The organism is Variovorax sp. 10L426 (assembly GCF_056395305.1).
In genome coordinates this window covers 174,529-199,569 of record NZ_JBFTJF010000014.1, presented here as the reverse complement: position 1 = coordinate 199,569, position 25,041 = coordinate 174,529, and the positions used below count along the sequence as shown (strand labels likewise).

Sequence of the window (25,041 nt, the reverse complement as noted above, 5' to 3'; positions counted from 1 at the left end):
ATGACGCGGCGCCCCAGGCGCCCCAAATCCATCGTCCCATCGGTACACTTTGGCATCGGCAGTCCTCGGTTGAAATTGGCGTCAGATACCAATGTCAACGCGCTCCGGCACGAGGCTGCCGACCCTCTACTGGTGAAATTTCCGGGCTAAGCTGACTCGGGCGCCTGCTTCGACAGCGTCCGCAGGGCGCGGCGCACGATGTAGTGCGTCTCCGGAACATCGCTTTCCGCACGCCAGCGCGCGCAAGTCTCCTCGGCCCAAGCGGGCTGCGTCCGGCTTGCATCATTGAGCCAGTTTGCGACCGAGTTCTGGACGTACCGACTGGGATCTGATCGCAGCGGCTCCAACAAGGCGATGCATCAGGGCGATGCGAAAGGCGCCTTTGCGCTGCCTGAGATGATCGACGCTGGCCACGGCGCCGAACTCAGGACTTGAGCAGTGCCTTGATGTCAGACACCATCGCTGGAACTCCCGCGCCATAGCGCGCATAAAGCCTCAGGCGACCTTGCGGGTCGTAGACGAAGCTGGCAGCCGAATGGTCCATTGAATAGCTGGTAGGCGTCTTGCCTTCGACCTTCTTGTAGTAGACCTTGTAGTCCTTTGCGAGGGGCGGGAGTTGCTCGGGCGTCGGAATCAGCGCAACGAACGAGGGATCGAATGCCCCCATGTAGGCCTTCATGACGTCCGGCGTGTCACGCTCCGGGTCCACCGTGACGAACAGCACCTGCAGCTTGTCGCCGTCGCTGCCCAGTTGCTGTTTGACCTGCGCCATTTCCGTCATGGTCGTCGGGCAGACATCCGGGCACTGCGCATAGCCGAAGAAGAGCACGACCACCTTGCCCTTGAAATCCGCCATCGTTCGCACGCGTCCATTGGCGTCGGTCAGCGAGAAGTCCTTGGCGAAGTCCGCGCCGGTGATATCGACCGCATTGAAGGTCGGCTTCGCTTCGGTGCAGGCCGTGAGGTTGATGCCCGCGATGGCGGCAACGCCAAAGGTGGCCGCCACCATGGCGATTCTGCCGAGAGCCTGACGCTTGCTGATGGATTGGGTCATCGGAGATAGTGGTCGACGAGCAGCGCAGCGAACAGCACGCTCAGGTGAATCAACGAAAAGCGAAAGGTCTTGCGCGCGAGCGCATCGGAGTAGTTTCGCCACAGTGCGAAGGCGTGCCCGGTGAAGCCGATGCTGACGCCGAAGGCAACCACCAGATAGAGCCAGCCGCTCATGCCATAGATGAAGGGCATCAAGCAGGCCGCAAAAAGAATAAAGGTGTAGAGCAAGACCTGCAGCCGCGTGAATTCGTTCCCGTGCGTCACCGGCAACATCGGCAGGCCCGCCTTGCGATAGTCCTCGACCCGATAGAGCGCCAGGGCCCAGAAGTGCGGCGGCGTCCACAGGAAGATGATGAGGAAGAGGATCAGCGCCTCCGGGCTCACTTCGCCGGTCATCGCGGCCCATCCCAGCACGGGCGGCATCGCGCCTGAAGCGCCGCCGATCACGATATTCTGGGGCGTCAGGGGCTTGAGGATCACGGTGTAGACCACCGCATAGCCGACAAAGGTCGCAAAGGTAAGCCACATCGTCAACGGATTGACGGCAAACCATAGAAGCGCCGAGCCAGCGGCGCACAGTGCGGCCGAAAAGAGCAACGCCTGCCGGTCGCTCAGTTCGCCTCGCGCCGTCGGGCGCCACGCGGTTCGCTTCATCTTTGCGTCGATACCCTTTTCGACCAGGCAGTTGAATGCCGCCGCAGCGCCCGCGACCAGCCAGATGCCAATGCACGCCAGCGCACCCTGCTGCAATTCAGCAAGGCCCGGGACGCCCGGCACCGCGAGCACCATGCCGATCAGCGCACAGAAGACGATCAGCTGGACGACGCGGGGCTTGGTCAGCGCGTAGAACTGGCGCAGCACACTGACGGTCGTCGGACCGTGCAAGGAAGCCGGTGCGCTCATCGAGTAACCTCCGTGCTCCGCACTGCGGTGCGAGCTTGCTTGGGGCGGCCCGGCGCGTCGCTCATGCGACCTCCATTCGTTCGCCGCGCGCACCGGCGCCGGCGGGCGCCAGCACGCGTTCGCGCCGGCTTTCACACAAGGTCCAGGTCAGAACAACAGCAAGTGCCGCGGCGCCGCCCGTGTGCAGGACGGCCGCGACGAGCGGCCACCCGAGAAGCACGTTGCCCAAGCCAGTCGCAAGCTGGAGCAGCGCGAGCCCCGCCAACCAGCGGCCCTGCGGCCGCAGGGCCCTCACGCGATGCAGAGACCAGGCAAGCCCGGCAATGGCGATGAAGACGACGTAGGCCATCAAGCGGTGCGCATAGTGGATCGCTGTCAGCGCCGCAAAGTCGATCGGAACGCCATCAGCGGTTTCGCCCAGATGGCGCCATAGCTGGAAGCCCTGCGCAAAATTCATGGGTGGCCACCAGCTGTTCTGGCATGTCGGGAACTGAGTACACGCCAGCACTGCATAGTTGGTGCTGACCCAACCGCCGAGCGCAATCTGCAGGACCAGCAGTGCGGTCGTCGCGATCAGCAGGTTACGCAAGGACGAGGGCACCGGTGTGGGCAAGCGCTCCATTGCATCTTGCTGATAGCGCACGGCCTGGATGCAAAGCAACGCCAACAGGACGACCGCACCCAACAGATGAAGCGTGACGATCGCGGGAAAGAGCTTCCACGTGACGGTCATGGCACCGAACGCGCCTTGCAGGCAAACCCACACCAGCGTGGCCGCGGGCCACCACGGGCTCAAAGGCCGAGCGCCGGCATGACCGGACAGGCGCTGGCGCCGCCGCGCGACCCAGGTCGCAATGGCCAGCGCAAGGATGAGGACTCCGACGCCAGTGGCGAGATACCGATGGACCATCTCGACCCATGCCTTGCTGTGCGTGACCGGCCCCGTCGGTTGCGCTGCCTGTGCCATCGCGATGTCGTGACGAGCACCGACGGGGCTGGCGTTTCCGTAGCAGCCCGGCCAGTCGGGACAGCCGAGGCCGGAATCGGTGAGACGCGTGAAGGCACCAAACAGGGTGAGGTCGAATGTCAGGAACAGCGTGAGCACGGTCAGCGCGTGCAGTCGCCGTGCCGGGCCCGCACCGGCGTTGCGCCGCCAAACCCAGATCAGCGGCCCGAGAGCGAGCAGCACACCGAACGCCATGAGCCAGGCGATGGGAGTGAGGTCGTAGAGCGAGGTCGTATCCATGGTTGACTCAGCGCCCCGGCTCGTCCCAGGAGGCGGAGGCGCGCAATAACCTGTCGAGATCGCGCTTGGCGCGGCCGGCACCGGCGGTATCCATGCGCGCGGGGAAACGCATCATCCAGTTGCCCATTGGGTCGACGACGTAGAGATGATCCGCCAGCGCGTGGCCAGCGCTGGGCGCGAGCCACTGCGCGAGCTGGTCTGGCGGCACGCGGACAACCGTCGCCCCACGCAAGGCCGCCTCGAGGCGCGCCGGGATCGGCGCCGCATCGCTGACGAACCAAACGCGGTCCACGCGTTCCTTTTCGCGGCCGAGACTTTCGCGAAGCTGGCGTTGCAGATAGAGCTGCTGCTCGCAGAGCGAGTCGCATGCCGCATCGGCAACAGCGACCAGCAGCCACTGGCCCTTGAGTGCCGGGAGCATGACCTTCGCACCATCGGGCGACGTGCCCGCGATGTTCGGTACCGGACGCTGCGGCTCCGCCAACTCGCCATAGACGCTCCGGCCTTCCGGCCGAATGACGTAATAGGTGAAGTAAGAGGCAATCACCGGCGCCGCGCAGCACAGCAGGACGATGATCATCTTCCAGCGGCCGAGCGCCGTCCGGCGCCCTTCGGCTCCTGCAAGCGCCTGCCGCGGCGACGGCATGGAATGGACCGTCAGGCCGAGCGGCTCGTCAGCGGCGGCTTGCAAGACGTGCGCGGCGGTAGGGGGCGATGAGTTGGAACCAGACATAGAGAAATACGACGAGGGCCGACAACCCGAACCACTGGAACGCATAGCCGTAGTGTTTTTCAACACCGAGTGCGGGAGCCGGCCAGTCGCGCTGCAGACCCTCGGAAGTCTCACCGGTCTGCTGCAGCGAGACATCGGTCCGCAGAGGTAGACCGGTCTCGGCCCGATACGCTTCAAGGTCGAGATTCTGCCGGATGGGCGAAGACCCCGCGGCACCAGGCGTTGACGTCCCTTGTTCGGCCTTGCCCAAGTCCAGCAAACGCGACGGCGGTGGGGCAATTCTTCCCGTCACTTCGACCAGCCCGGGGGGCGTCTCGACCGGCTCCAAGTGGGTCCTGTCGGTGAAATTGCGCTGGATCCAGCCACGTTGGATCATGACCGTCTGATTGGTGCCCTCGATCGCAAACGGCGTCAGCACGTAAAAGCCGGGCACACCATGCATCTGCCGATTGTCGAGATAGACGGTGTGCGGTGTCAGCCAGAGCCCCCGCAAGCGGACTGGGCGATGGAGCGTGGACGAAGCGCTTTCCAGTGCAAGAAAGGCTTGTTGATCAAGCGGCGGAAGGCCCTTTTGCGTATCGATTTCCGCCTGGATGGCCTCTTTTTGCGCAGCGCGCGAGAGCTGCCAACGGCCCAGCGAAACGGTGCCGGCAATGGTGATCACGGCGATGGCGGTGATCAGCCAGAAGCGGCCGCCACGCGTGCGACGTCCGACGGCCAAGATATCTGTGTTCAAACCATGAGGCGGCCTCTGCGGCCGATAATGTGGGTCATGAAATACTTTGTCGCCCTCGCCTTTGCGGGCATCTTGGCGAGCCTCGGATTCGCGCTGTTCTTCATGCTGAGGGACGGGCGCAATGGCCGCGCCAAAAGTGGTGGCATGGCGCGCGCGCTGACCGTTCGGATTGCGCTGTCGGTTGTTTTGTTCCTTTGCATCCTGGTGGCCTGGAAACTGGGCTACATCCAGCCAGGGGGCCTTCCGGTCGGCAAGTAGCTGCTGCTCGTTTTCGTAGAACCATGAAAAAAGCGCCTTGCGGCGCTTTTTTCTTGTGCCGTCGTTCGTATTCAAAGCCAGTAGACCGTGATGTACAGGCCGAGCCACACAACGTCGACGAAGTGCCAGTACCAGGCTGCGCCCTCGAAACCGAAGTGGCGCTCAGGTGTGAAGTGCCCCGCACGAATGCGCAGCGTGATGAACAGCAGCATCAGCATGCCGATGAACACGTGCAGCCCGTGGAAGCCGGTCAGCATGAAGAAGGTCGAGCCGTACGTGCCAGAGCTGAGCTTGAGGTTCAGCTCGGTGTACAGATGATGATACTCGTAGCCCTGAACGCACAGGAAGGTCAGTCCGAGCAACACGGTCAGCCACATGAACCGGACGGTTTGCGCGCGATGACCGGCACGCAGGGCGTGGTGGGCAATCGTGAGCGTTACGCCGGAACTCAGCAGCAATGCCGTATTGATGGTCGGCAGCCAGAACGGCCCGACCGTCTGGAACGGTTCGACAATGTCGGCCGGCGATCCGGTCACACCGGCGGCCACGGTCGGCCATACCGCCTTGAAGTCCGGCCACAGGATGGCGTTGTCGAGGCTGCCAAGCGCAGGCAGCGCATGGGTGCGCGCCCACCATAGCGCGGTGAAGAAGGCGCCGAAGAACATCACCTCCGAGAAGATGAACCAGCTCATGCTCCAGCGGAAGGAGAGGTCGACCTTGTAGCCATACTTGCCGCTCTCGCTCTCGCCAATCGCCGTCCGGAACCACACGAACAGCGTGCCGAGCCATGTGATCATGCCCAACAAGAGCGACCACGCGCCCCATTGATGACCGTTGATCCACTGGGCTGCTCCCAGAATGACGAAGAGCAGGCCCGTCGCGGCCATGACCGGGTAGGCAGAGGGCCCGGGCACGAAGTAGTAGGGCGTGGTGCCTTGCGTGGTTGAACTCATATCAGGTCCTGGCTTTCTTCTCTCGGTTCAGATTCTGTGGGTGTTTTCTTCAGGATGCGGCGACCCAGCGCACGAACAGGATCAGGGCGCAGACAAAAAGGGCCACGGCAACGAGCGCAACCACAATGATGTGCAATGGGTTGAGCTTCGTGACGTCATCCTGAAACCCGCTGTTCTTGCGCACGCCGAAAAACGACCAGCCAACAGCCCTGATCGTTCGCCACAGCGATCCCTTGCGCGGTGCAGCGGGTGCGGTCATGAGCGTGGCTCCGTCGTCGGTCCGGCGGCGGCGTTGGCAGCGACAGGCGCTGCCGGCGTCTTGCCGCCGACCTCGAAGAAGGTGTACGACAGCGTGATCGTCTTGACGTCCTTGGAGATCTTGGGGTCGATCACAAACGCGACAGGCCACTCCTTCTTCTCGCCCGGATCCAGCGTGTACTGGTTGAAGCAGAAGCATTGCAGCTTGTTGAAGTACGGTGCCGCCTGCTGGGGCGCGTAGCTCGGGATGGCCTGCGCGGACATCCGGCGATTCTGTACGTTCTGGAACTCGTACATCACGGTGTGGAGCTCGCCGGGATGCACTTGCATCGAGTTCTGCGCGGGCTTGAAGTCCCACAGACCGCGAACGTTCGCATCGAACTCCACGGTGATCGTGCGACTCATGTCCACCTGCGTGTTGTCAGGCACACGGACGCTCTTGCCGCCCGACGCCCCGCCGGGGACTTCGAGCTCCGAGAGCGCCAGGATATTGATGCCGGTCATCTCGCAGATGGCCCGATAGACCGGTACCAGCGCATAGCCGAAGCCGAACATGCCGGCCGCCACGACGGCCAGCTTGCCGACCATTCGGACGTTTTCGCGACGGATGCGTTGACCGATGGCCATCGTCCCGCCTAGTGGCCGATCCAGGCCATGCGGATGATGAAACCGATGAAGAACAGCAGCGCGATGGAGGCCAGCGTGAGCCCCATGCGGCGGTTGCTCCTCTTTTGTTCAGGTGTCATGACGCGCGGCATTTCAGCCGATCACCTTGGTGGCAGTCGCGTCCAGCTTGGGCGGGTTTTCGAAGGTGTGGAACGGTGCGGGCGAAGGCACTTCCCATTCCAGTCCTTCGGCAGCTTCCCATGGCTTCTGCGGCGCCTTCTCACCCTTGCCGAGCATGGTGGGCAGCACGATGAAGACGAAGAAATAGACCTGCGCGAATCCGAAGGCGAATGCGCCGACGCTGGCCACGGCGTTGAAGTCGGCGAACTGCATCGGATAGTCGGCGTAGCGACGCGGCATGCCGGCCAAACCCAGGAAGTGCATTGGGAAGAAGGCGACGTTGAAAGAGATCAGCGACCACCAGAAGTGAACCTTGCCGCGCGTTTCGTTGTACATCACGCCTGTCCATTTCGGCGACCAGTAGTAGTAGCCGGCGAACATCGCGTACAGCGAACCAGCCACCAGCACATAGTGGAAGTGGGCCACCACGTAATAGGTGTCCTGCAACTGCGTATCGATCGGCGCAACCGCGAGGATCAGGCCGGTGAAGCCGCCCATCGTGAACACGAAGATAAAGCCCACGGCGAACAACATCGGCGTCTCGAAGGTCATCGAGCCCTGCCACATCGTTGCGATCCAGTTGAAGATCTTCACGGCCGTCGGCACGGCGATCAGCATGGTCGCGTACATGAAGAACAGCTGGCCGGTGAGCGGCATGCCGGTCGTGAACATGTGGTGTGCCCACACGATGAACGACAGGATGGCGATCGACGACGTGGCATACACCATGGAGGCATAGCCGAAGAGCTTCTTGCGCGAGAAGGTCGGAACGATCTGGCTGACGATGCCGAAGGCCGGCAAGATCATGATGTAGACCTCGGGGTGGCCGAAGAACCAGAAGATGTGCTGGTACATCACCGGGTCGCCGCCACCGGCGGGGTTGAAAAAGCTGGTGCCGAAATGGCGGTCGGTCAGCGTCATGGTGATGGCGCCGGCGAGCACGGGCATCACGGCGATCAGCAGGTAGGCGGTAATGAGCCAGGTCCAGCAGAACATCGGCATCTTCATCAGCGTCATGCCGGGGGCACGCATGTTGAGGATGGTCACGATGATGTTGATCGAGCCCATGATCGACGAAGCGCCCATGATGTGCATCGCGAAGATGCCGGCGTCCATCGAAGGACCCATCTGCAGAGTGAGCGGCGCATAGAGCGTCCAGCCCGCTGCGGGTGCGCCGCCGGGCATGAAGAATGAGCCCACCAGCATCAGCGCCGCCGGGATCAGCAACCAGAAGCTGAAGTTGTTCATGCGCGCGAACGCCATGTCGGATGCGCCGATCTGCAGCGGGATCATCCAGTTCGCGAAGCCCACGAAAGCCGGCATGATCGCGCCGAACACCATGATCAGGCCGTGCATGGTCGTGAACTGATTGAACAGCTCGGGGTTGACCAGTTGCAGGCCAGGCTTGAACAGCTCGGCGCGAATCATCAGGGCCAGCACGCCGCCGACCATCAGCATCGTGAAGGAGAACAACAGGTACAGCGTGCCGATGTCCTTGTGGTTGGTCGCAAACACCCAGCGGCGCCAACCGCTCGGCGCGTGGTTGTGATCGTCGTGGGCATGGTCGCCGTGGCCGTGGGCGTGGGGGTCGAGGACTGCGCTCATCTTGGTATTCCTTGCTAACTCTTCGTCGTGGAGCCTGCGGCTTACTTGCCGCGCTCGGCCAGCACTTCAGCCGGCTGCACCAGTTGGCCCGTCTTGTTCGACCAGCTGTTCTTCGTGAAGGTCACCACGGCAGCGATGTCAGTGTCGCTGAGTTGTTTCCATGAGGGCATCGCGCCATTGTTCTGGCCGTTGAGCACCACGTGGAGTTGCAGCTTGTGGTCCGCATTGAGCACGGTTGCCGAGCCGTCGAGCGGCTTGACCGGCCCCGCACCCTTGCCATTGGCCTGGTGACAGGCCGCGCAGTTGGCCGCGTAGACCTTTTCGCCACGCGCCAGGATTTCAGGCAGCGTCCAGACCTTGCCCGGGTCGTCCTGCTTGGCGGCGGCTTCCTTGCGCTTGCCGTCCACCCAGGCGGTGTAGTCGGCAGCCGCCATCACCTTGACGTGGATGGGCATGAAAGCGTGTTCCTTGCCGCAGAGCTCCTGGCATTGGCCGTAATAGTCACCCACCTTTTCGGCGCGGAACCAGGTGTCGCGGACGAAGCCCGGGATTGCATCCTGCTTGACGCCGAACTGCGGCACCGCAAAGGCGTGGATCACGTCATTCGCGGTGGTGATGATGCGGATTTTGGTGTCGACCGGGACGACGAGGGGGTTGTCGACCTTGAGAAGGTAGTTGTCGGGGATGTCGCCGTGGGCGCCTGCATCGGACATGGCGCGGTGCGAGGCGTCGAGGGTGGAAATGAACGACAGGCCCTCGCCTTCGCCCTTGAGGTAGTCGTAACCCCACTTCCACTGGTAGCCGGTGACCTTGATGGTGAGGTCGGAGTTGGTGGTGTCCTTCTGGGCGACGAGCACGCGGGTCGCCGGCAGTGCCATCAGGATGACGATGACGAAGGGAACGATGGTCCAGATGACTTCGACCACCACGGACTCATGGAAGTTGGCCGCCTTGTGGCCGACCGACTTGCGGTGCTTCCAGATGGAATAGAACATGACAGCGAACACCGCCACGAAGATCACGGTGCACAAGATCATCATCACCGTGTGCAGGAAATGCTGTTCTTGCGAAATCTTGGTGACACCCACCGGGAGATTCAGCTGACGCACGGACGGTCCGCCGGGCAGGTCATTGACTGCATGCGCCGCGCCGCTGAAAGCCGCGCCGGCCGCCAGCAGCAAATTCGCCGGCCAGATCTTGTTGCGCCAAATGCTCTTCATCGTGTTCACTTTTTCATTTTCCAGTTAACCCCACCGGTCCCCACGGTGAAACACTGCACATGCCTTCCTCAGGCACTGCGCAATGCCATGCGAATTTCGCGCGCCAACGCCGCGCGCAACTCCGGGCGCACATACCGCCCCACCCTGACCGAACGACCCTGACCCGAGACCTCGATCAGCGACCGGTCGCTGTCCTGTGGCTCGACCCGCACCTGGTGCGGCAAGAATTCCGTACGCTCGTAGTGCCCACCGTTTTCGAGCTCGACCACCAACCGGCCGCCCTGCAGGGCGATCTTTTCGCCGTCGGTCGCATGCCGCGCATAGAGGACGAACGCGAAACCCACCGCGGCAAGTTCGAGCCAGGCAAACGGCAACACGAGCCGTGCGCCGTTCAGCCAGAAAACGGTTCCGATGCCAAGTGATACCACGCAGAGCGACGCGTAGAGCCAGCCAAGCTGGCTCGGCGTGACCGAGCAATTGCGCTTCAGGAACCAATGGATGCTTTGGCCTGAAACAGTGGCAAAACGAAACACGGAATTCGACACGGGCGAGTTCAGCAAATCGGTGCGTCGATCGCTGTCAAACCCATGTTCGACAGGCCTCGATCACGGGACAATACCCGGGAGTTCACGCAGCGCCGGATTGTAGCGGGTGAACCAGCGCGCTCTCATGCGCCTGGGCGACCGCGCTGAAGCATCGAGCGCATCTCGCGGAGGGAAACGGCGCTTTCCGCCGACAAGGCGACCCGCGGCGCCGGTTTGAACGCATGGCCGTAGATGATTTCGAAGGTCAGTGCGATGCGCCCTCCCCCATCTGCCGACGGCGCCAACTCCGGTAGTGCGCGGCCGAATGCCTGGCGCCAGGCTTTGCCTCGTAACGCCGCAAATCGCCCTGGATGGAGGTTTCGGCCGAGAGTGCGGAGTTCGGTGAGGGCCGCGTCGGCATTGGGCCAGGTCAGGACGATTCGCTCCATGTCCATCACAGGCTCGGCAAAACCGGCGCCGACGAGCATGTCGCCCCAATCGTGCATGTCGGCGAACTCGTGGCTCGCGGGCGGCCACCCCAGGCGCTGGTGAAGTGCACGCAGTTCGAACAACGTGTCGGGGCCAAAGCACGAGAACATCAGGAAGCCGTCGGTCGCGACCAGTCGATGCCACTGATTGATCAATGCGCCCGGATCGGCGGCCATGTGCAGGGCCATGTTGGCCCATAACAAGTCCACGCCGTCTTCGGGAGGCGCGTCGAAGGTCGGCTGCGCTACCTGCCAGCGACGTGCGGTCCACCAGGGCGCGGCGAGCGCCTTGCCGGTCGGTCCGACGAGCGATGGCTCGGTTTCGATGACATAAGGCACGGCGTCCCGATAGCGGCGGGCGACCAACGCGTGAGCCTCCAGCCCTCCCCGAAGTGGCGACCAGTCGGCCCATCGGCGCGGAGTTGCCTTGATCCACTGGAGCCGATCTTCCATCCGTCGACCGATTTCCTCATGCAGCCAAGGAGAACCGGCTGGCTCCGCGAGGCGGCTCCAGCGGGCGGCCGCCGTGGCATCGATGGTCGGCGGTCGCTGGGGAGAGTCGGGAAGCATGGGCCACTCAGTATATTGAGGGATGTTCAAAAGCTGGACCGAAAGGGCTTTCTCATCGATCGCGGCGCGCCTGCCGAGCCAGTGCTTCGTGTGTCGCACATGGCCCGCCCGCCCCGTGTGCGACGCGTGCGTGGCTCGCTTCGCTCCGCCCACGCAGCGCTGCGCAACTTGCGCCTTGTCGGTACCGCCAGGCGTCGACCGGTGTGGCGACTGCCTGCGCAATCCGCCTTCGCTCGATGCCTGCCTTGTGGCCTGTGCCTATGCGTGGCCCTGGCCGGCGTGCATTGCAGAATTCAAGTTTCGCGGCGAGGCCGGGTTGGCAGAACCGCTGGCAACATTGCTGCGAAGCGCGCCCTGGGTCGAGCCGGCGCTCGAAGGTGCCGATCTCGTACTGCCGATGCCCTTGGCGCCCGCCCGTCTGCGCGAGAGGGGCTTCAATCAGGCCCATGAACTCGCACGGCGATTGGCACCGCAGACCACCGACCCCAACCTTCTCCTTCGAACGCGCGAAACACCTGCCCAAAGCGGCCTGACCCGCGCGGAGCGACTGATCAACTTGCGCGGCGCATTCGCCCTGGAGCCGCTCAGACCGACGGCCGTTCGCAACCGGCGCGTCGTGCTGGTCGACGACGTGATGACCACCGGTGCCTCCCTCTTCGCCGCAGCCCAGGTCCTGCGCTCGGGCGGGGCATCCCACATCACCGCGGTCGTGTTCGCGCGCACGGAGGTGCCGGCCTGAAACGCCGCGGACAATCCCACCATGTTTCACATCGTCCTCGTCGAGCCCGAAATTCCGCCAAATACCGGCAACGTGATCCGGCTGGCGGCCAACACGGGCTGCACCCTGCATCTCGTCGAACCGCTCGGCTTCTCGATGGACGACAAGTTGCTGCGCCGCGCCGGCCTGGACTATCACGAATATGCCGAGGTCCGGAGACACCCGGGTTGGGAGGCACTGCTCGACGTCGAACGCCCCCCGTCAGACCGGATATTCGCTCTCACGACGCGCGGAACGCGGCAAGTTCACGACGTCGCCTTCCGCCCCGGTGACTGGCTCGTCTTCGGCTCGGAAACGCGCGGCCTGGCGCCAGCGCTACGCGAGCAGTTCCCCGAACTGCAACGCTTGCGACTCCCAATGCGCGAAGGCCAACGCAGCCTCAACCTCTCAAACGCAGTCGCAGTCACCGTCTTCGAGGCCTGGCGCCAAAACAACTTCAAATAGAGAGAGAGGAGCGGCGCAGCCCGCTCCCCTTCGGCAACCACCGCGGAACCGGCTTTGCCGGGCCGCCGGTGGTGCCCCCGGTAGGGGGTGGGCGGCTACACGAAGTGAGCCAACCTGGGGGCGAGCTACTTATACCTGCGGACGACCGACTCAGCCACGCAGGCCGGCTTTGGAGAGCCTTCGAGTTCGATGGTGGTTTCCCACGTCATCTGCAAACCATCGTTGGCAATCGGCTCCGACGTCAGGAGCTTCATGCGACCACGTACGCGGCCGCCCACGGGCACTGGCGACATGAATCGAACCCGGTTTAGCCCGTAGTTGACCCCCATGCGCGACTCGATCACGCTGAAGGCGGTCTCGTAGATGCGCGGCAGCAGCGACAGGGTCAGGAAGCCGTGGGCGATGGGGCCGCCGAATGGTCCGGCCTTGGCCCGCTCGACATCCACGTGAATCCACTGGTGGTCCCCCGTGGCCTCGGCGAACAGGTTGACCTGCTCCTGGGTGATGGTGATCCAGTCGCTCACGGCGACTTCCTGGCCGACGCATGCGGCGAGATCTTCGAGGGTCTGGAAGGTCTTTTTCATGCGGTTCACTTTAGCGGTCCGATCCGGCTGTACCTGTCCACGCTGCGACATGCGCATTCAGGGAAAACCACGAGCGAGGGCTCAGGCGTCCAGCCAGCGGCAGATCGGCACCCATTGCTCCAGATCGCGCTGCACGCGACCCGGTGCGATGTCGAACAGCGTCAGCCCGCGGGCCGCGAGTTGCACGTAGTTCTGGGTATCCCGAAGCTCGCCGAGCACGGTCACATCGAGTCCGGCGACGAATTCGCGCAGCCGATCGGCCGCCAGCGTGCGCGCGTCCACTCGCATACCGACCAGCGCCACATGCGTTTTTTCGACGCGGCGGTGCGACAGCAGACGGTCCAGGAAATCGCGGGTCGCGTAGATGTCGAAGATGCTGGGCTGCAGCGGCACCAGCACCTTGTCGGCCAGCGCCACGACGTCCTTGAAGCGCGAACCGTGCAGGCCGGCCGGCGTGTCGATGACGGCGTGCGTGGTGCCGCGCGGCGGGCGAACGACCTCGCCGTCCTCGGTCGCCTCCCAGGTCCTGATCTCGCGCGCCTGCGGCGGGCGCAGGCCGAGCCAGAGTTTCGAGGACTGCTGGCGATCGGTATCACCCAGCATCACCGGATGGCCAGCGCTGGCGAAATAGCCCGCAATGTTCGTTGCGAGCGTGGATTTACCCACCCCGCCCTTGGGATTGGCGACCAGGACCACCGGCATCTGAGGCTCCTCGAGGCTGAAGACAGGCGCCATGGTAGCCGCCCACGGAGTGCGATATGTTCGCGGCATGCCGACAACAACAAGCACGGAAAGCGCCCCCCGCATCTACCTGATTGCCGCGCACCCGCGCTGGCGCGATTCCCGCATCAACCTCCAGTTGCTGAAGGCGGCACGAGAGGTACCCGGCGTCGAGGTCAACGACCTCTACAACAGCTACCCCGACTATGCGATCGACGTGAAGACCGAGCAGGCTCGGCTGGCGCGCGCCGATGTGCTGGTATTGCTGCACCCCATCCAGTGGTATTCGATGCCGGCGCTGCAGAAGCTCTGGATTGATGACGTGTTCAGCTACGGCTGGGCCTACGGCAAGGGCGGCAGCAAGCTGGAAGGCAAGGACTTATGGTTGGTCGCGACCACCGGCGGCCCTGAAAAGAGCTATCACCCGCAAAGCTACAACCGCTATTTCTTCGACGCCTTCCTGCCGCCGTACGAGCAGACCGCAGCGCTATGCGGCATGCGCTTCCTGCCGCCGCTGCTGTTTCACGGCGCCCGCAGCGCCCATTCGTCCGAGGTGGCTGCGCACGTGGACGTCTTCAAGGATCGACTCCGCACCTATCCGAACTGGCCGGAGATGGACGACCTCGCCTCTTGCGAGAGTTGCGCGGTGCCCGAAATCGACAGGCCGGTCGGCCACGAAGAGGCCTGACGATGGAACACATGCCGGCCTGGCTCGTCAACTCCCTGATCTATCTCAGTGCCGCGGTGCTGGTGGTGCCGCTGTCGAAGGCCCTCGGACTGGGTTCGATCATTGGTTACCTTGCCGCAGGCATCGCCATTGGCCCGTGGGGGCTGGGGCTGGTGACCAACGTCGAGGACATCCTGCACTTCGCGGAATTCGGCGTGGTGCTGATGCTGTTCCTGGTCGGCCTCGAACTGGAGCCCAAGCGCCTGTGGAGCCTGCGCGGGCCGATCTTCGGCTGGGGCTCGGCACAGGTACTGGCCTGCGCGGCCGTGCTGTTCGTGGTCGGCGCCCTGGCCGGCGCCAACTGGCGCATTGCGCTGGTGGCAGCGCTCGGCCTCGCGCTTTCGTCGACGGCGATCGCGCTGCAGGTGCTCGGCGAGCGCAACCTGATGCTGACGCCGAGCGGGCAGGCCGGCTTCTCGATCCTGCTGTTCCAGGATGTGGCGGCCATCCCGATCCTGGCGCTGTTGCCGCTGCTGGCGGTCAGCCCTGACGCCGGATCCGGGGCCACCGGCTTCGACCGGGCGCTGGAGGGGCTGAAGATCATCGGCGTCATCGGCGGCATCGTGGTGGGTGGCCGCCTCGCCCTTCGGCCTGTGCTGCGGTGGATCGCGCGCAGCAAGACGCCCGAAATCTTCACCGCGGCCTCGCTGTTGCTGGTGGTCGCGATCGCGGCGCTGATGCAGTTCATCGGCCTGTCGATGGCGCTCGGTGCCTTCCTTGCGGGCGTGCTGCTCGCGGAAAGCGAATACCGGCGCGAACTCGAAACCGACATCGAACCCTTCAAGGGCCTCCTGCTCGGCCTCTTCTTCATCGCGGTCGGGATGAGCATCGACTTCGGCGTCTTGCTCACCCACCCCCTGTTGATGGCGGTGGTGGTGAGCGGCTTCATGCTGCTGAAGTTCGGCGTGATCTACGGGCTGGCGAAGCTGATGCACGTCCCCTATCAGCAACGGCCTGTGTTCTCGCTGCTGCTTGCGCAGGGCGGCGAGTTCGCCTTCGTGGTGTTTCAGGCGGCTGGCCCGGACGTGCTGCCGCGCGGCGTGGCGTCTTTCCTGATCGGCGCGGTGGCACTTTCGATGCTGATTTCACCCTTGTTGCTGGTGGCGATCGACAAATGGGTGATGGCACGCTATAGCGGCCATGCGCCAACCACGCTGGAGGAAATCTCCGAGCAGCAGGACGCCAAGGTGGTCATCTGCGGCTTCGGCCGCTACGGGCAGATCATCGGGCGCTTGCTGAGTGCGCAGGGCATGAAGATCACCGTGCTCGACCACGACCCCGACACCATCGAGAGCCTGCGCGAATTCGGCTTCCGCGTCTTCTACGGCGATGCGACGCGACTCGATTTGCTGCGCACTGCTGGCGCGGGCACGGCCAAGGTGGTGGTGGTCGCGGTCGACGACATGGAGCAGTCCCTGAAGATCGCCGACCTCGTCCGGGAGAATTTCCCGAACGCGAAAATCGTCGCACGGGCGCGGAATGTGGCGCATGTGTACCAGTTGCTCGACCGGAAGGTCGAGCACATCGAACGGGAAGTCTTCGAGTCGTCGCTGCGCAGCGCCCGTTCGGTGCTCGAAGGCCTGGGCTGGCCCGCGCACGAGGCACGCGAAACCGCGATGCGCTTCAGGCTTCGCAACATCCAGCTCATGCACGAGGTCTACCCCCACTACAAGGACCGCGCCAAACTGATCGCGGCCCAGAAGGAAGGGCGCCAGCAGTTCCAGGAGCAAATCGCGCGCGAGCGCGAGGAGCGCCGCCAGCGCACCCATGTTGATTGGGATCAGGCCGAGCAGGAGCAGGAGCGGACTCCCTAGGCCGGCCTTACTTGGCCAGCTTCAGCAGGCGGACGGCGTTGTCCTTGAGGATGCCGGGCACCACCTCGGGCTTGAAGCCTGCATCCTCGAAATCCTTCAGCCAGCGATCCGGCGTGATCAGCGGATAGTCGCTCGCAAACAGCACGCGGTCCTTGAGCAGTGTGTTGGCGTATTGCACGAGCTGCTTCGGAAAGTACTTCGGGCTCCAACCCGACAGGTCGATCCAGACGTTGGGCTTGTGCGTCGCGACACTCAGCGCCTCGTCCTGCCACGGGAAGCTCGGGTGCGCCATCACGATCTGCATGTCGGGGAAGTCGATGGCGACGTCGTCCAGGTGCATCGGATTGCTGTATTCGAGCCTGAGGCCGCCGCCACACCGCATGCCGGACCCGATGCCGCTGTGACCAGTGTGGAAGACCGCCGGCAGCGCGTATTCGTTGATCACCTCGTAGATGGGCCAAGCCATCTTGTCGTAGGGGTGGAAACCCTGCACCGTCGGATGGAACTTGAAGCCCTTGACGCCGTGCTCCTCGATCAGCCGTCGCGCCTCGCGTGCGCCCATCTTGCCTTTGTGGGGGTCGATGCTGGCAAAGGCGATCATGATGTCGGAATTCTTCTGGGCCGCCTCTGCGATTTCCTCGTTCGGGATGCGGCGCCGGCCCATGTTCGACTCGGCATCCACCATGAACATCACGAGGCCGATCTTGCGCTCGCGGTAGTAATCGATGCTTTCCTGGATGGTCGGCCGGCGGCTCGACCTGAAATATTTGTCGGCGGCGCGATCGTATTCTTCGCCGTAGTTGTCGAAGGGATTCCAGCAACTCACTTCGGCATGCGTATGCGTGTCGATCGCGATCAGGTTCTGATAGTCCATGGCAGTGTCTCCAGGCGGTTTGCGGCTTAGGGTAAATCCTCATGCCGCACGGCATCATGCGGCTTGAATTGATTATTTTTCATAACCATAATCGATCGCACTCCGGAATGCAATCATGACCCACACCGACATACAGCTCGAACTCCAGGACAACATTGCCATCGTGCGTCTCACCCGCGGCAGCAAGCGCAACGCGCTGTCCGACGCATTGATCCTCGCCCTGCGCAACACCTTCGAAAACCTGCCGGCCACCGTGCGCGCGGCCGTGATCGACGGCGAAGGGCCGCACTTCTGCGCCGGCCTCGACCTGTCGGAACTCCAGGAGCGCGATGCCGGCCAGGGGCTGCTCCACTCGCGCACCTGGCATGCGGCGCTCGATCTGGTGCAGTACGGCCCGGTCCCCGTGATCGCCGCACTCCACGGCGCGGTGGTCGGCGGCGGGCTGGAACTCGCCAGTGCCTGCCACATCCGGGTGGCCGATACGACGACCTTCTACGCGCTGCCCGAAGGCTCCCGCGGCATCTTCGTCGGCGGCGGCGGCTCGGTGCGCATTCCCAAGCTGATCGGCACTGCCCGCATGACCGACATGATGATGACCGGCCGCGTCTACAACGCCGAAGAAGGCGAGCGCGCCGGTTTCGCGCAGTACCTCGTTCCGGAAGGCACTGCCCTCGACAAGGCCGTCGAGTTGGCCAAGCGCGTGGCTTCGAATGCGCCGCTGACCAACTACGCGCTCATGCACGCCCTGCCGCGCATCGCGGAGCAACCGGCAGACCATGGCTTCTTCACCGAAGCGCTGATGGCAGGCATCGCGCAGAGCGCGCCCGAGGCCAAGGAGCGGGTACGCGCCTTCCTCGAAGGCAAAGCCGGCAAGGTGCAGAAGAACTGAGACAACTCAAGGACACCATGCAAGCCCCTCGCTCAGCGGCGATCACGCCGCGCTACCGTCCCGTGACCTTCGGCGTGCGTCGTGTCAGCGTGCGCGAAGGCGCAGCGGGTGTGCGCTACCTCGAAGCGACCGAGCCGCTCAAGGAGTACGCAGAGCGCATCACCGACCGCCTGATGCACTGGGCGCACGTGGCGCCCGACCGCAGCTTCATGGCGAGGCGCAAGCAATTGCCCGACGGCAGCACCGGCGAGTGGCAGCACCTCAGCTACGCGCAGGCGCTGCAGGACGCGAGGCGCATCGGGCAGGCCCTGCTGAACCGCGGCCTCAACGCCGAGCGGCCCGTCATGATCCTGAGCGAGAACAGCCTGGAGCACGCCCTGTTGTCGCTCGGATGCATCTACGCCGGCATCCCCTACTGCCCGGTGTCGCCCGCCTACTCCATCGTCAGCCAGGACTACGACAAGCTGCGCCACATCTTCGACACACTCACGCCAGGTCTCGTGTTCGCAAGCGATGCCGCGCGCTTCGGCCGCGCGATCGCGGCAGTCGCCCCTGCCGATGTCGAAATCGTGCTGCAGCACGGCCACGGCGGGGCGGACGACGCGGGAGCGCTGTCGCCCGAACTCGCCGGTCGCGCGATCACCACCTTCGACAGCCTCCTCGCCACACCCTCCACCCATGCGGTCGATGCGGCCATGGAAGCCACGGGACCCGACACGATCACGAAGTTCCTGTTCACCTCGGGCTCGACCAAGATGCCCAAGGCGGTCATCAACACGCAGCGCATGTGGTGCGCCAACCAGGTCCAGATTGCGCAATCGATGCCCTCGCTGGCCGAAGAGCCGCCGGTGCTGATCGACTGGCTGCCGTGGAACCACACCTTCGGCAGCAACCACAACGTCGGCATCACGATCTACCACGGCGGCACGCTCTACATTGACGACGGCAAGCCCACGCCCGCGCTGATGGGCGAAACGCTGCGCAACCTGCGCGAGATCGCGCCCACCGTCTATTTCAACGTTCCGACCGGCTTCGAGGCCATCGCGCACGCAATGAAGACCGATGCGCAGCTTCGCAAGACGCTGCTGTCGCGCGTGCGCATGTTCTTCTACTCGGGCGCGGCGCTCGCGCAACCCATCTGGGATTTGCTGCACGAGATCCAGGAAGCCGAGATCGGCGAACGCATCGTCATGGCGACAGGCCTCGGCATGACCGAATCGGGCCCGTCCGCGATGTTCATCAACAGCCCCGATGTGCGCGCAGGCGATGTCGGCGTGCCGACGCCGGGCATGACGCTCAAGCTGGTCGACGTGGACGGCAAGGTGGAAGTGCGCTATCGCGGCCCCAACGTCACACCAGGCTACTGGCGTGCACCCGAAGCCACGCGCGAAGCCTTCGACGAAGAGGGCTTCCTCTGCACGGGCGATGCCGTCCGGTGGATCGACGAAGCCAATGTCCACCGCGGCCTGCGCTTCGACGGCCGCATTGCCGAAGACTTCAAGCTCGCCACCGGCACTTTCGTGAGCGTCGGACCGCTGCGGGCCAGGATCAGCACGGCCGGCGCCCCCTACGTGCAGGACGTCGTGCTGACCGGCATCAACCTCAAGGAAGTCGGCGCGCTGATCTTCGCGACCCAGGCGGTGCGCCAACTCGCCGGCCTCGCTGCCGATGCTTCCATGAAGGACGTGGTCGAGAGCGCGGCCGTGCAAGCGCAGTTCCAGCAATTGCTCGATACGCTCGCGGCGTCCAGCACCGGCAGTGCCAGCCGCGTCGCGCGCGCGCACATCGTCTCCGAGCCGCCATCGATCGACAAGGGCGAAGTGACCGACAAAGGCTCCATCAACCAGCGCGCCGTGCTGAAGCACCGCGCCGAGTTGGTGGAAGCCCTGCATGCCGACACCTTGCCCTTCACGCTGAAACCCCGCTAAATCGCACCCAAGGAGACAACCTTCATGAACATCCAAGGACAAGCAGCACTCGTCACTGGTGGCGCTTCCGGCCTCGGTGAGGCAACCGCGCGCGAGCTCGCGCGGCTGGGCGCCAAGGTGGCCGTGCTCGACGTCAATGCCGCACTGGCCGAAAAGGTGGCGGCCGAGATCGGCGGCATCGTCTGCGTCTGCGACATCACGCAGGCCGACAGCGTCACCGCCGCCCTCGACAAGGCCGAGGCTGCGCACGGCCCCGCCCGCATCCTCATGAACGTCGCCGGCATCGGCAGCGCCAAGCGCATCGTCGGCAAGGACGGCAACCCCGCCCCGCTTGAAGACTTCGTGCGCGTGGTCAATGTCAACCTGGTCGGCGCCTACAACATCAGCCGACTCTATGCGGCGCGCTGCGCGAAGCTCGATCCGCTCGAAGGCGGCGAGCGCGGCGTGATGATGTTCACCGCGTCGGTCGCGGCTTTCGACGGCCAGGTGGGGCAGCAAGCCTACAGCGCCTCGAAAGGGGGCCTCGTCGGCATGACGCTGCCGATGGCGCGCGATCTCGCGCAGCACGGCATCCGTGTCTGCACGATCGCTCCGGGCCTGTTCGCCACGCCGCTGCTCAAGGAACTGCCGGAGCCGATCCAGCAATCGCTGGCGGCGTCGATCCCGTTCCCGCCGCGCCTGGGCAAGCCTTCGGAATTCGCCGAACTGGCCTGTCATATCGTGACCAACGGCCACCTCAACGGTGAAGTGATCCGTCTCGACGGCGCACTGCGCATGGCGCCGAGATGAAGCTCGCCCCCAGGCTTGCCCACTTCGTGTGGCCGCCACCCCCCTGCCCGGGGGCAACACCAGCAGCCCGGCGAAGTCGGTTCCGCGGTGTTTCCCGAATCGCGTTGATCACCTTACCTGGAGACAAATCATCATGAATTTCAAGAAAGCAACCCTCGCCGCCGCACTGGTACTCGGCCTCTTCGGAGTCGCGCACGCTGACCTCACCGTCGGCGTCGTGCTGCCGCTCACCGGACCGGCTTCCGGCCTTGGCATCCCGATGAAGAACCAGATCGCGCTGTGGCCGAAGACCATCGCGGGCGAAAACCTCAAGATCGTCATGCTCGACGATGCAACCGATCCGACCACCGGCGTCAAGGACACCCAGCGCCTGGTGACCGAAGACAAGGTCGACGTCATCCTCGGCTCGGCCGCCACGCCGGTGGCGATCCCGATGGCCGACGTGGCCGCGGAGTCGGGCACCGTCCAGCTCGCCGCATCGCCCGCAGGGCTGCCGCCCGGCAAGGACAAGTGGACCTTCCGTCTGCCCCAGTCGAACGACGTCATGGCCTATGCCGTCGTGCAGCACATGAAGGCACAGAAGATCAAGACGATCGGCTTCCTGGGCTATACCGACGCCTATGGCGAACTCTGGCTCAAGGCGCTCACGGCCGAGGCCGAGAAGAACGGCATGAAGATCGTCGCCGCCGAGCGCTTCGGCCGCGCAGACACCAGCGTCACCGCCCAGGTGCTCAAGCTCACGTCGGCCAACCCCGACGCCATCCTGATCGTCGCCTCAGGCAGCGGCGCGGGCATGCCTCAGAAGGCGGTGATGGAGCGCGGCTACAAGGGCAAGGTCTACCAGACGCACGCCGCCGCCACGCAGGATCTGATGCGCACTGCAGGCAAGGATGCTGAAGGCACCTACGTCGTCTCCGGCCCCGCCACCGTCGCCGAGCAGTTGCCTGACAACCATCCGTCGAAGAAGGCCGCGGTCGCGTTCGTCGACCAGTACGAGAAGGCCTACGGCCCCGGCTCGCGCAACCAGTTCGCCGGCCACGGCGCCGACGCGCTCACGGTGCTCGAGAAGGCCGTGCCGATCGCGCTCAAGAAGGGCAAGCCCGGCACGCCCGAATTCCGCGCAGCGCTGCGCGATGCCATGGAGACCATGGGCCGTACCACGCTCGCGCACGGCGTGCTCAACTGGACGCCGGACAACCACTGGGGTTACACCAACGAAACCGGCGTGATGCTCAAGGTCGTGAACGGCCAGTTCAAGGTCGACGCACAGCCCTGAGCACGGACGAACACGAGCGCAAAGCCCCCCATGGATTTCTCAATCGCCAGCATCCTGACGCTGGACGGACTCACGAACGGGGCGGTCTATGCGCTTCTTGGCATGGGCATCGTGCTCGTGTTCACCGTGACGCGCGTCATCTTCATCCCCCAGGGCGAGTTCGTCGCGTACGGCGCCCTCACCCTGGCCATCTTCCAGACAGGCAAGGTGCCCGGCACCGTGTGGCTGCTGTTGATCCTTGCCGGCGTCGCCGCGCTCATGGAGTTGGCGAGCACCTGGCGCCACCGCGGACGGCTCGCGCCGGCGCTGATTGCAGCTGCGCGCACGTTCGCGGTACCTGCCATCATCTGCGCCATTTCGGCTTGGGCCGCACCTCGCCAGCTTCCGCTGGCACTACAGGCGCTGCTGACGATCTGCATCGTCACGGCGTACGGTCCGCTGGTCTATCGCGTGGCTTACCAGTCACTTGCGGGCGCGAGCTCGCTGGTGCTGCTCATCGTCTCGGTCGGCGTGCATTTCGCGATGACCGGCCTGGGACTCCTCTTCTTCGGCGCCGAAGGCTTTCGCAACCCACCGTTCTGGGACGAGCGCTTCGCCATCGGGCCGCTCAACGTCAATGGCCAGGCCGTGATCATCTTCATTGCCTCGGCTGCGCTGATCGTGATGCTGTGGCTGTACTTCGAGCGCACGCTGTACGGCAAGGCGCTGCGGGCCACCGCTGTGAACCGGCTTGGCGCGCGGCTGATGGGCATCTCGACGCAAACAGCGGGACAGCTCACTTTCGCCATGGCCGCATTGATCGGCGCGCTGTCCGGATTGCTGATCGGGCCGACGACGACGATCTTCTACGACTCCGGCTTCCTGATCGGGCTCAAGGGCTTCGTGGCCGGCGTGATCGGCGGGCTCGCGAGCTATCCGGGCGCGCTGATCGGAGCGCTGGGCGTGGGTGTCATCGAATCCTTCGGCTCCTTCTGGGCCAGCTCGTTCAAGGAAGTGATCGTGTTCACCATCATCCTGCCGGTGTTGCTCTGGCGTTCGCTGCGCAGCGGCCACTCGGATGAGGACCACTGACATGCAAGCCACGCTCAATCCACTGGCGACCGAAGCACCTCGCAAGAGCGGCCTGCGCACTTGGGGCCCGCTCGCACTCGTCGTGATCCTTGCGGCGCTTCCGCTGCTGCCGCTGCCGAATTTCTGGATCATCCAGCTCAACTACATCGGCATCTACACGCTGCCTGTGCTCGGCCTGGTGCTGCTCACCGGCGTCGGTGGCCTCACCTCTTTCGGGCAAGCCGCCTTCGTCGGCATCGGCGCCTACACCACGGCCTATCTGAGCGTGAACTACGGCCTCTCGCCGTGGCTCACGCTGTTCATCGGGCTCGCGCTGACGGGAGTGAGCGCCGCGATCATCGGCGGCATCACGCTGCGGATGTCGGGCCACTACCTCCCGCTGGCGACGATCGCGTGGGCGCTGTCGCTCTATTACCTGATGGGCAACCTCGATGCGCTCGGCAAGTACGACGGCATCCTGGGCGTCAAGGGCCTGAACCTGTTCGGCATCGAGGTCGGCCAGCAGCGTGTGTTCTATGCGGTGACCTGGACCTTCGCGCTGCTCGCCACGTTCGCGGTGATCCGGCTGCTCGATTCGCGCAGCGGTCGCGCCATTCGCGCCCTGGCGGGCGGCTCGCAAATGGCGGAAGCGATGGGCGTGAACACCCTGCGACACAAGGTCGGCATCTTCGTGCTGGCCGCCATGCTCGCGTCGATTTCCGGCTGGCTCTTCGCGCACTTCCAGCGCACGGTCAACCCGTCGCCCTTCGGCATCAAGATGGGCATCGAATACCTGTTCATGGTGGTGCTCGGCGGCGCGGCGCACGTCTGGGGCGCCATGACCGGCGCGGGCGTCGTCAAGCTGCTCGAAGACCAGTTGCAGGTGCTGCTGCCCAAGCTCATCGGCACCAGCGGCAGCTACGAGCTGATCGTGTTCGGCATCATGATCGTGCTGGTGCTCAAGTACCTGCCCAATGGGCTCTGGGACTTTGTCGACCGGCGCCTGCCGCGTCCACAGCGCGCAGTCGACTGGGGTGGTGCCGCGGATCTGCCGGCACGCGCAAAGCCCGCCGCCGGCGAAGTGGTGCTCGACGTTCAATCGATCCGCAAGACCTTCGGCGGCCTGGTGGCGGTGAACGACATCAGCTTCCAGACCCGCGCGGGCCAGATCGTCGGACTGATCGGGCCCAACGGCGCCGGCAAGTCAACCACCTTCAATCTGGTGACGGGTGTGTTGAGCCTGACGAGCGGCGCGGTGAAATTTCGCGGCGAGGCCATCGGCGGACTCCCCTCGCGCGCGATCGCCGAGCGCGGTGTCTCGCGCACCTTCCAGCACGTGAAGATGGTGCCCGACATGACCGTGCTCGAGAACGTCGCGCTCGGCGGGCATCTGCGCGGCCACAAGGGCGCGATCGCGGCGATGCTGCACACGGACCGTGGCGAAGAACGCCAGCTGTTCCGCGAAGCCGAACGGCAACTGCAGCGCGTCGGCATGGGCGAATACCTGCAGGAGCTCGCCGGCAACCTCGCGATGGGGCAGCAGCGTCTGCTTGAAATCGCGCGCGCTCTCTGTGCCGATCCTGCACTCCTGTTGCTCGACGAACCCGCCGCCGGCTTGCGCCACAAGGAGAAGCAGGCGCTGGCCGATGTGCTGCGCACCTTGCGTAGCGAAGGCATGAGCATCCTCTTGGTCGAGCACGACATGGACCTCGTGATGGACATCTGCGACCACATCGTCGTGATGGAGTTCGGCACCCACCTGATGGAAGGCACGCCAGCCGAAGTGCAGCAGAGCCCGAAAGTGCGCGCCGCCTATCTGGGAACCGAGCACTGAC

General features: G+C 64.5%; 27 protein-coding genes. 11 read left to right on the top strand and 16 right to left on the bottom strand.

Annotated features, from left to right (window positions below; translation table 11 throughout):
- Positions 1-424: 424 nt before the first annotated feature.
- The 5 genes from AC1DHL_RS21055 to AC1DHL_RS21035 form a co-directional block, all read right to left on the bottom strand.
- Positions 425-1,054, bottom strand: coding sequence for an SCO family protein (locus AC1DHL_RS21055; protein WP_478097921.1), 630 nt, complete (start codon positions 1,052-1,054; stop codon positions 425-427).
- Complete coding sequence (gene cyoE, locus AC1DHL_RS21050) at positions 1,051-1,956, bottom strand: heme o synthase (protein WP_478097920.1); 906 nt, start codon at positions 1,954-1,956, stop codon at positions 1,051-1,053. The genes AC1DHL_RS21055 and cyoE overlap by 4 nt, the downstream gene beginning before the upstream one ends.
- A gap of 61 nt (positions 1,957-2,017) precedes the next feature.
- On the bottom strand, positions 2,018-3,202 hold the full coding sequence (locus AC1DHL_RS21045; protein WP_478163237.1) for a COX15/CtaA family protein: 1,185 nt from the start codon (positions 3,200-3,202) through the stop codon (positions 2,018-2,020).
- A gap of 7 nt (positions 3,203-3,209) precedes the next feature.
- The gene (locus AC1DHL_RS21040; protein WP_478163236.1) at positions 3,210-3,935 is read right to left on the bottom strand and encodes an SCO family protein; all 726 of its coding nucleotides are present in this window, start codon (positions 3,933-3,935) and stop codon (positions 3,210-3,212) included.
- Positions 3,877-4,656 carry an SURF1 family protein gene (locus AC1DHL_RS21035; protein ID WP_478163235.1) on the bottom strand — a complete coding sequence of 260 codons (780 nt, stop codon included), beginning with the start codon at positions 4,654-4,656 and terminating at the stop codon, positions 3,877-3,879. Before AC1DHL_RS21035 ends, AC1DHL_RS21040 begins: the two co-directional genes overlap by 59 nt.
- A 51-nt stretch (positions 4,657-4,707) precedes the next feature.
- Here AC1DHL_RS21035 and AC1DHL_RS21030 point away from each other — a divergent pair, with 51 nt between their 5' ends.
- Positions 4,708-4,929, top strand: coding sequence for a twin transmembrane helix small protein (locus AC1DHL_RS21030; RefSeq protein ID WP_478097914.1), 222 nt, complete (start codon positions 4,708-4,710; stop codon positions 4,927-4,929).
- 71 nt (positions 4,930-5,000) lie between these two features.
- Here AC1DHL_RS21030 and AC1DHL_RS21025 read toward each other — a convergent pair whose 3' ends face one another.
- The 8 genes from AC1DHL_RS21025 to AC1DHL_RS20990 form a co-directional block, all read right to left on the bottom strand.
- On the bottom strand, positions 5,001-5,882 hold the full coding sequence (locus AC1DHL_RS21025; protein ID WP_478097913.1) for a cytochrome c oxidase subunit 3: 882 nt from the start codon (positions 5,880-5,882) through the stop codon (positions 5,001-5,003).
- 49 nt (positions 5,883-5,931) lie between these two features.
- Entirely contained in the window at positions 5,932-6,141 is a 210-nt protein-coding gene (locus tag AC1DHL_RS21020) for a DUF2970 domain-containing protein (protein WP_478097911.1), read from the bottom strand.
- Positions 6,138-6,767 carry a cytochrome c oxidase assembly protein gene (locus AC1DHL_RS21015; RefSeq protein WP_478097909.1) on the bottom strand — a complete coding sequence of 210 codons (630 nt, stop codon included), beginning with the start codon at positions 6,765-6,767 and terminating at the stop codon, positions 6,138-6,140. The genes AC1DHL_RS21020 and AC1DHL_RS21015 overlap by 4 nt, the downstream gene beginning before the upstream one ends.
- An 8-nt stretch (positions 6,768-6,775) precedes the next feature.
- Complete coding sequence (locus AC1DHL_RS21010) at positions 6,776-6,886, bottom strand: cytochrome oxidase small assembly protein (RefSeq protein WP_478097907.1); 111 nt, start codon at positions 6,884-6,886, stop codon at positions 6,776-6,778.
- A gap of 13 nt (positions 6,887-6,899) precedes the next feature.
- Positions 6,900-8,531: a cytochrome c oxidase subunit I gene (gene ctaD, locus AC1DHL_RS21005; protein WP_478097905.1), complete on the bottom strand. Its 1,632-nt coding sequence runs from the start codon at positions 8,529-8,531 to the stop codon at positions 6,900-6,902.
- A gap of 41 nt (positions 8,532-8,572) precedes the next feature.
- Positions 8,573-9,751, bottom strand: a complete 1,179-nt coding sequence (gene coxB, locus AC1DHL_RS21000) for a cytochrome c oxidase subunit II (RefSeq protein WP_478097903.1) — start codon at positions 9,749-9,751, stop codon at positions 8,573-8,575.
- Positions 9,752-9,819: 68 nt separating this feature from the next.
- Positions 9,820-10,296 (bottom strand): DUF2244 domain-containing protein, encoded by a 477-nt coding sequence (locus AC1DHL_RS20995; RefSeq protein ID WP_286567805.1) that lies wholly within the window; start codon positions 10,294-10,296, stop codon positions 9,820-9,822.
- Positions 10,297-10,418: 122 nt separating this feature from the next.
- Positions 10,419-11,333 (bottom strand): methyltransferase domain-containing protein, encoded by a 915-nt coding sequence (locus AC1DHL_RS20990; protein ID WP_478163234.1) that lies wholly within the window; start codon positions 11,331-11,333, stop codon positions 10,419-10,421.
- A 22-nt stretch (positions 11,334-11,355) separates the two neighbouring features.
- On the opposite strand from AC1DHL_RS20990, the gene AC1DHL_RS20985 reads away from it, so the two are divergent.
- Positions 11,356-12,072 carry a ComF family protein gene (locus AC1DHL_RS20985; RefSeq protein ID WP_478163233.1) on the top strand — a complete coding sequence of 239 codons (717 nt, stop codon included), beginning with the start codon at positions 11,356-11,358 and terminating at the stop codon, positions 12,070-12,072.
- Between the two features lie 21 nt (positions 12,073-12,093).
- A complete protein-coding gene (trmL, locus tag AC1DHL_RS20980) occupies positions 12,094-12,555 on the top strand; it encodes a tRNA (uridine(34)/cytosine(34)/5-carboxymethylaminomethyluridine(34)-2'-O)-methyltransferase TrmL (RefSeq protein ID WP_478163232.1) in 462 nt (153 codons plus the stop codon).
- A gap of 125 nt (positions 12,556-12,680) precedes the next feature.
- Here the strand turns inward: trmL and AC1DHL_RS20975 are convergent, their stop codons facing one another.
- Complete coding sequence (locus AC1DHL_RS20975; RefSeq protein WP_478097895.1) at positions 12,681-13,139, bottom strand: MaoC family dehydratase; 459 nt, start codon at positions 13,137-13,139, stop codon at positions 12,681-12,683.
- A gap of 81 nt (positions 13,140-13,220) precedes the next feature.
- Positions 13,221-13,841, bottom strand: coding sequence for a ParA family protein (locus tag AC1DHL_RS20970; protein ID WP_478098143.1), 621 nt, complete (start codon positions 13,839-13,841; stop codon positions 13,221-13,223).
- A gap of 67 nt (positions 13,842-13,908) precedes the next feature.
- On the opposite strand from AC1DHL_RS20970, the gene kefF reads away from it, so the two are divergent.
- Positions 13,909-14,547 (top strand): glutathione-regulated potassium-efflux system oxidoreductase KefF, encoded by a 639-nt coding sequence (gene kefF / locus AC1DHL_RS20965; RefSeq protein ID WP_478097893.1) that lies wholly within the window; start codon positions 13,909-13,911, stop codon positions 14,545-14,547.
- A 2-nt stretch (positions 14,548-14,549) separates the two neighbouring features.
- Positions 14,550-16,400, top strand: coding sequence for a glutathione-regulated potassium-efflux system protein KefC (gene kefC / locus AC1DHL_RS20960; protein ID WP_478163231.1), 1,851 nt, complete (start codon positions 14,550-14,552; stop codon positions 16,398-16,400).
- 7 nt (positions 16,401-16,407) lie between these two features.
- Here the strand turns inward: kefC and AC1DHL_RS20955 are convergent, their stop codons facing one another.
- Positions 16,408-17,274, bottom strand: coding sequence for an amidohydrolase family protein (locus AC1DHL_RS20955; RefSeq protein ID WP_478097890.1), 867 nt, complete (start codon positions 17,272-17,274; stop codon positions 16,408-16,410).
- Positions 17,275-17,389: 115 nt separating this feature from the next.
- Here AC1DHL_RS20955 and AC1DHL_RS20950 point away from each other — a divergent pair, with 115 nt between their 5' ends.
- The 6 genes from AC1DHL_RS20950 to AC1DHL_RS20925 all read left to right on the top strand — a co-directional run bounded on the left by AC1DHL_RS20950 (position 17,390) and on the right by AC1DHL_RS20925 (position 25,040).
- Positions 17,390-18,163 carry a crotonase/enoyl-CoA hydratase family protein gene (locus AC1DHL_RS20950; RefSeq protein ID WP_478097888.1) on the top strand — a complete coding sequence of 258 codons (774 nt, stop codon included), beginning with the start codon at positions 17,390-17,392 and terminating at the stop codon, positions 18,161-18,163.
- A 17-nt stretch (positions 18,164-18,180) separates the two neighbouring features.
- Positions 18,181-20,091, top strand: coding sequence for a feruloyl-CoA synthase (locus AC1DHL_RS20945; protein ID WP_478163230.1), 1,911 nt, complete (start codon positions 18,181-18,183; stop codon positions 20,089-20,091).
- A gap of 24 nt (positions 20,092-20,115) precedes the next feature.
- On the top strand, positions 20,116-20,880 hold the full coding sequence (locus AC1DHL_RS20940) for an SDR family NAD(P)-dependent oxidoreductase (RefSeq protein ID WP_478163229.1): 765 nt from the start codon (positions 20,116-20,118) through the stop codon (positions 20,878-20,880).
- A 133-nt stretch (positions 20,881-21,013) separates the two neighbouring features.
- Entirely contained in the window at positions 21,014-22,156 is a 1,143-nt protein-coding gene (locus AC1DHL_RS20935; RefSeq protein ID WP_478097883.1) for an ABC transporter substrate-binding protein, read from the top strand.
- Positions 22,157-22,186: 30 nt separating this feature from the next.
- Positions 22,187-23,227 carry a branched-chain amino acid ABC transporter permease gene (locus AC1DHL_RS20930; protein WP_478097881.1) on the top strand — a complete coding sequence of 347 codons (1,041 nt, stop codon included), beginning with the start codon at positions 22,187-22,189 and terminating at the stop codon, positions 23,225-23,227.
- 1 nt (position 23,228) lies between these two features.
- Positions 23,229-25,040 (top strand): branched-chain amino acid ABC transporter ATP-binding protein/permease, encoded by a 1,812-nt coding sequence (locus AC1DHL_RS20925; protein WP_478163228.1) that lies wholly within the window; start codon positions 23,229-23,231, stop codon positions 25,038-25,040.
- Position 25,041: the final 1 nt, after the last annotated feature.

Coding starts and splice junctions, on each gene's coding strand:
- AC1DHL_RS21055 (WP_478097921.1), bottom strand. CDS start 1,054: ATGACCCAATCCATCAGCAAGCGTCAGGCTCTCGGCAGAATCGCCATG.
- cyoE (WP_478097920.1), bottom strand. CDS start 1,956: ATGAGCGCACCGGCTTCCTTGCACGGTCCGACGACCGTCAGTGTGCTG.
- AC1DHL_RS21045 (WP_478163237.1), bottom strand. CDS start 3,202: ATGGATACGACCTCGCTCTACGACCTCACTCCCATCGCCTGGCTCATG.
- AC1DHL_RS21040 (WP_478163236.1), bottom strand. CDS start 3,935: ATGTCTGGTTCCAACTCATCGCCCCCTACCGCCGCGCACGTCTTGCAA.
- AC1DHL_RS21030 (WP_478097914.1), top strand. CDS start 4,708: ATGAAATACTTTGTCGCCCTCGCCTTTGCGGGCATCTTGGCGAGCCTC.
- AC1DHL_RS21025 (WP_478097913.1), bottom strand. CDS start 5,882: ATGAGTTCAACCACGCAAGGCACCACGCCCTACTACTTCGTGCCCGGG.
- AC1DHL_RS21020 (WP_478097911.1), bottom strand. CDS start 6,141: ATGACCGCACCCGCTGCACCGCGCAAGGGATCGCTGTGGCGAACGATC.
- AC1DHL_RS21015 (WP_478097909.1), bottom strand. CDS start 6,767: ATGGCCATCGGTCAACGCATCCGTCGCGAAAACGTCCGAATGGTCGGC.
- AC1DHL_RS21010 (WP_478097907.1), bottom strand. CDS start 6,886: ATGACACCTGAACAAAAGAGGAGCAACCGCCGCATGGGGCTCACGCTG.
- ctaD (WP_478097905.1), bottom strand. CDS start 8,531: ATGAGCGCAGTCCTCGACCCCCACGCCCACGGCCACGGCGACCATGCC.
- coxB (WP_478097903.1), bottom strand. CDS start 9,751: ATGAAGAGCATTTGGCGCAACAAGATCTGGCCGGCGAATTTGCTGCTG.
- AC1DHL_RS20990 (WP_478163234.1), bottom strand. CDS start 11,333: ATGCTTCCCGACTCTCCCCAGCGACCGCCGACCATCGATGCCACGGCG.
- AC1DHL_RS20985 (WP_478163233.1), top strand. CDS start 11,356: ATGTTCAAAAGCTGGACCGAAAGGGCTTTCTCATCGATCGCGGCGCGC.
- trmL (WP_478163232.1), top strand. CDS start 12,094: ATGTTTCACATCGTCCTCGTCGAGCCCGAAATTCCGCCAAATACCGGC.
- AC1DHL_RS20975 (WP_478097895.1), bottom strand. CDS start 13,139: ATGAAAAAGACCTTCCAGACCCTCGAAGATCTCGCCGCATGCGTCGGC.
- AC1DHL_RS20970 (WP_478098143.1), bottom strand. CDS start 13,841: ATGCCGGTGGTCCTGGTCGCCAATCCCAAGGGCGGGGTGGGTAAATCC.
- kefF (WP_478097893.1), top strand. CDS start 13,909: ATGCCGACAACAACAAGCACGGAAAGCGCCCCCCGCATCTACCTGATT.
- kefC (WP_478163231.1), top strand. CDS start 14,550: ATGGAACACATGCCGGCCTGGCTCGTCAACTCCCTGATCTATCTCAGT.
- AC1DHL_RS20955 (WP_478097890.1), bottom strand. CDS start 17,274: ATGGACTATCAGAACCTGATCGCGATCGACACGCATACGCATGCCGAA.
- AC1DHL_RS20950 (WP_478097888.1), top strand. CDS start 17,390: ATGACCCACACCGACATACAGCTCGAACTCCAGGACAACATTGCCATC.
- AC1DHL_RS20945 (WP_478163230.1), top strand. CDS start 18,181: ATGCAAGCCCCTCGCTCAGCGGCGATCACGCCGCGCTACCGTCCCGTG.
- AC1DHL_RS20940 (WP_478163229.1), top strand. CDS start 20,116: ATGAACATCCAAGGACAAGCAGCACTCGTCACTGGTGGCGCTTCCGGC.
- AC1DHL_RS20935 (WP_478097883.1), top strand. CDS start 21,014: ATGAATTTCAAGAAAGCAACCCTCGCCGCCGCACTGGTACTCGGCCTC.
- AC1DHL_RS20930 (WP_478097881.1), top strand. CDS start 22,187: ATGGATTTCTCAATCGCCAGCATCCTGACGCTGGACGGACTCACGAAC.
- AC1DHL_RS20925 (WP_478163228.1), top strand. CDS start 23,229: ATGCAAGCCACGCTCAATCCACTGGCGACCGAAGCACCTCGCAAGAGC.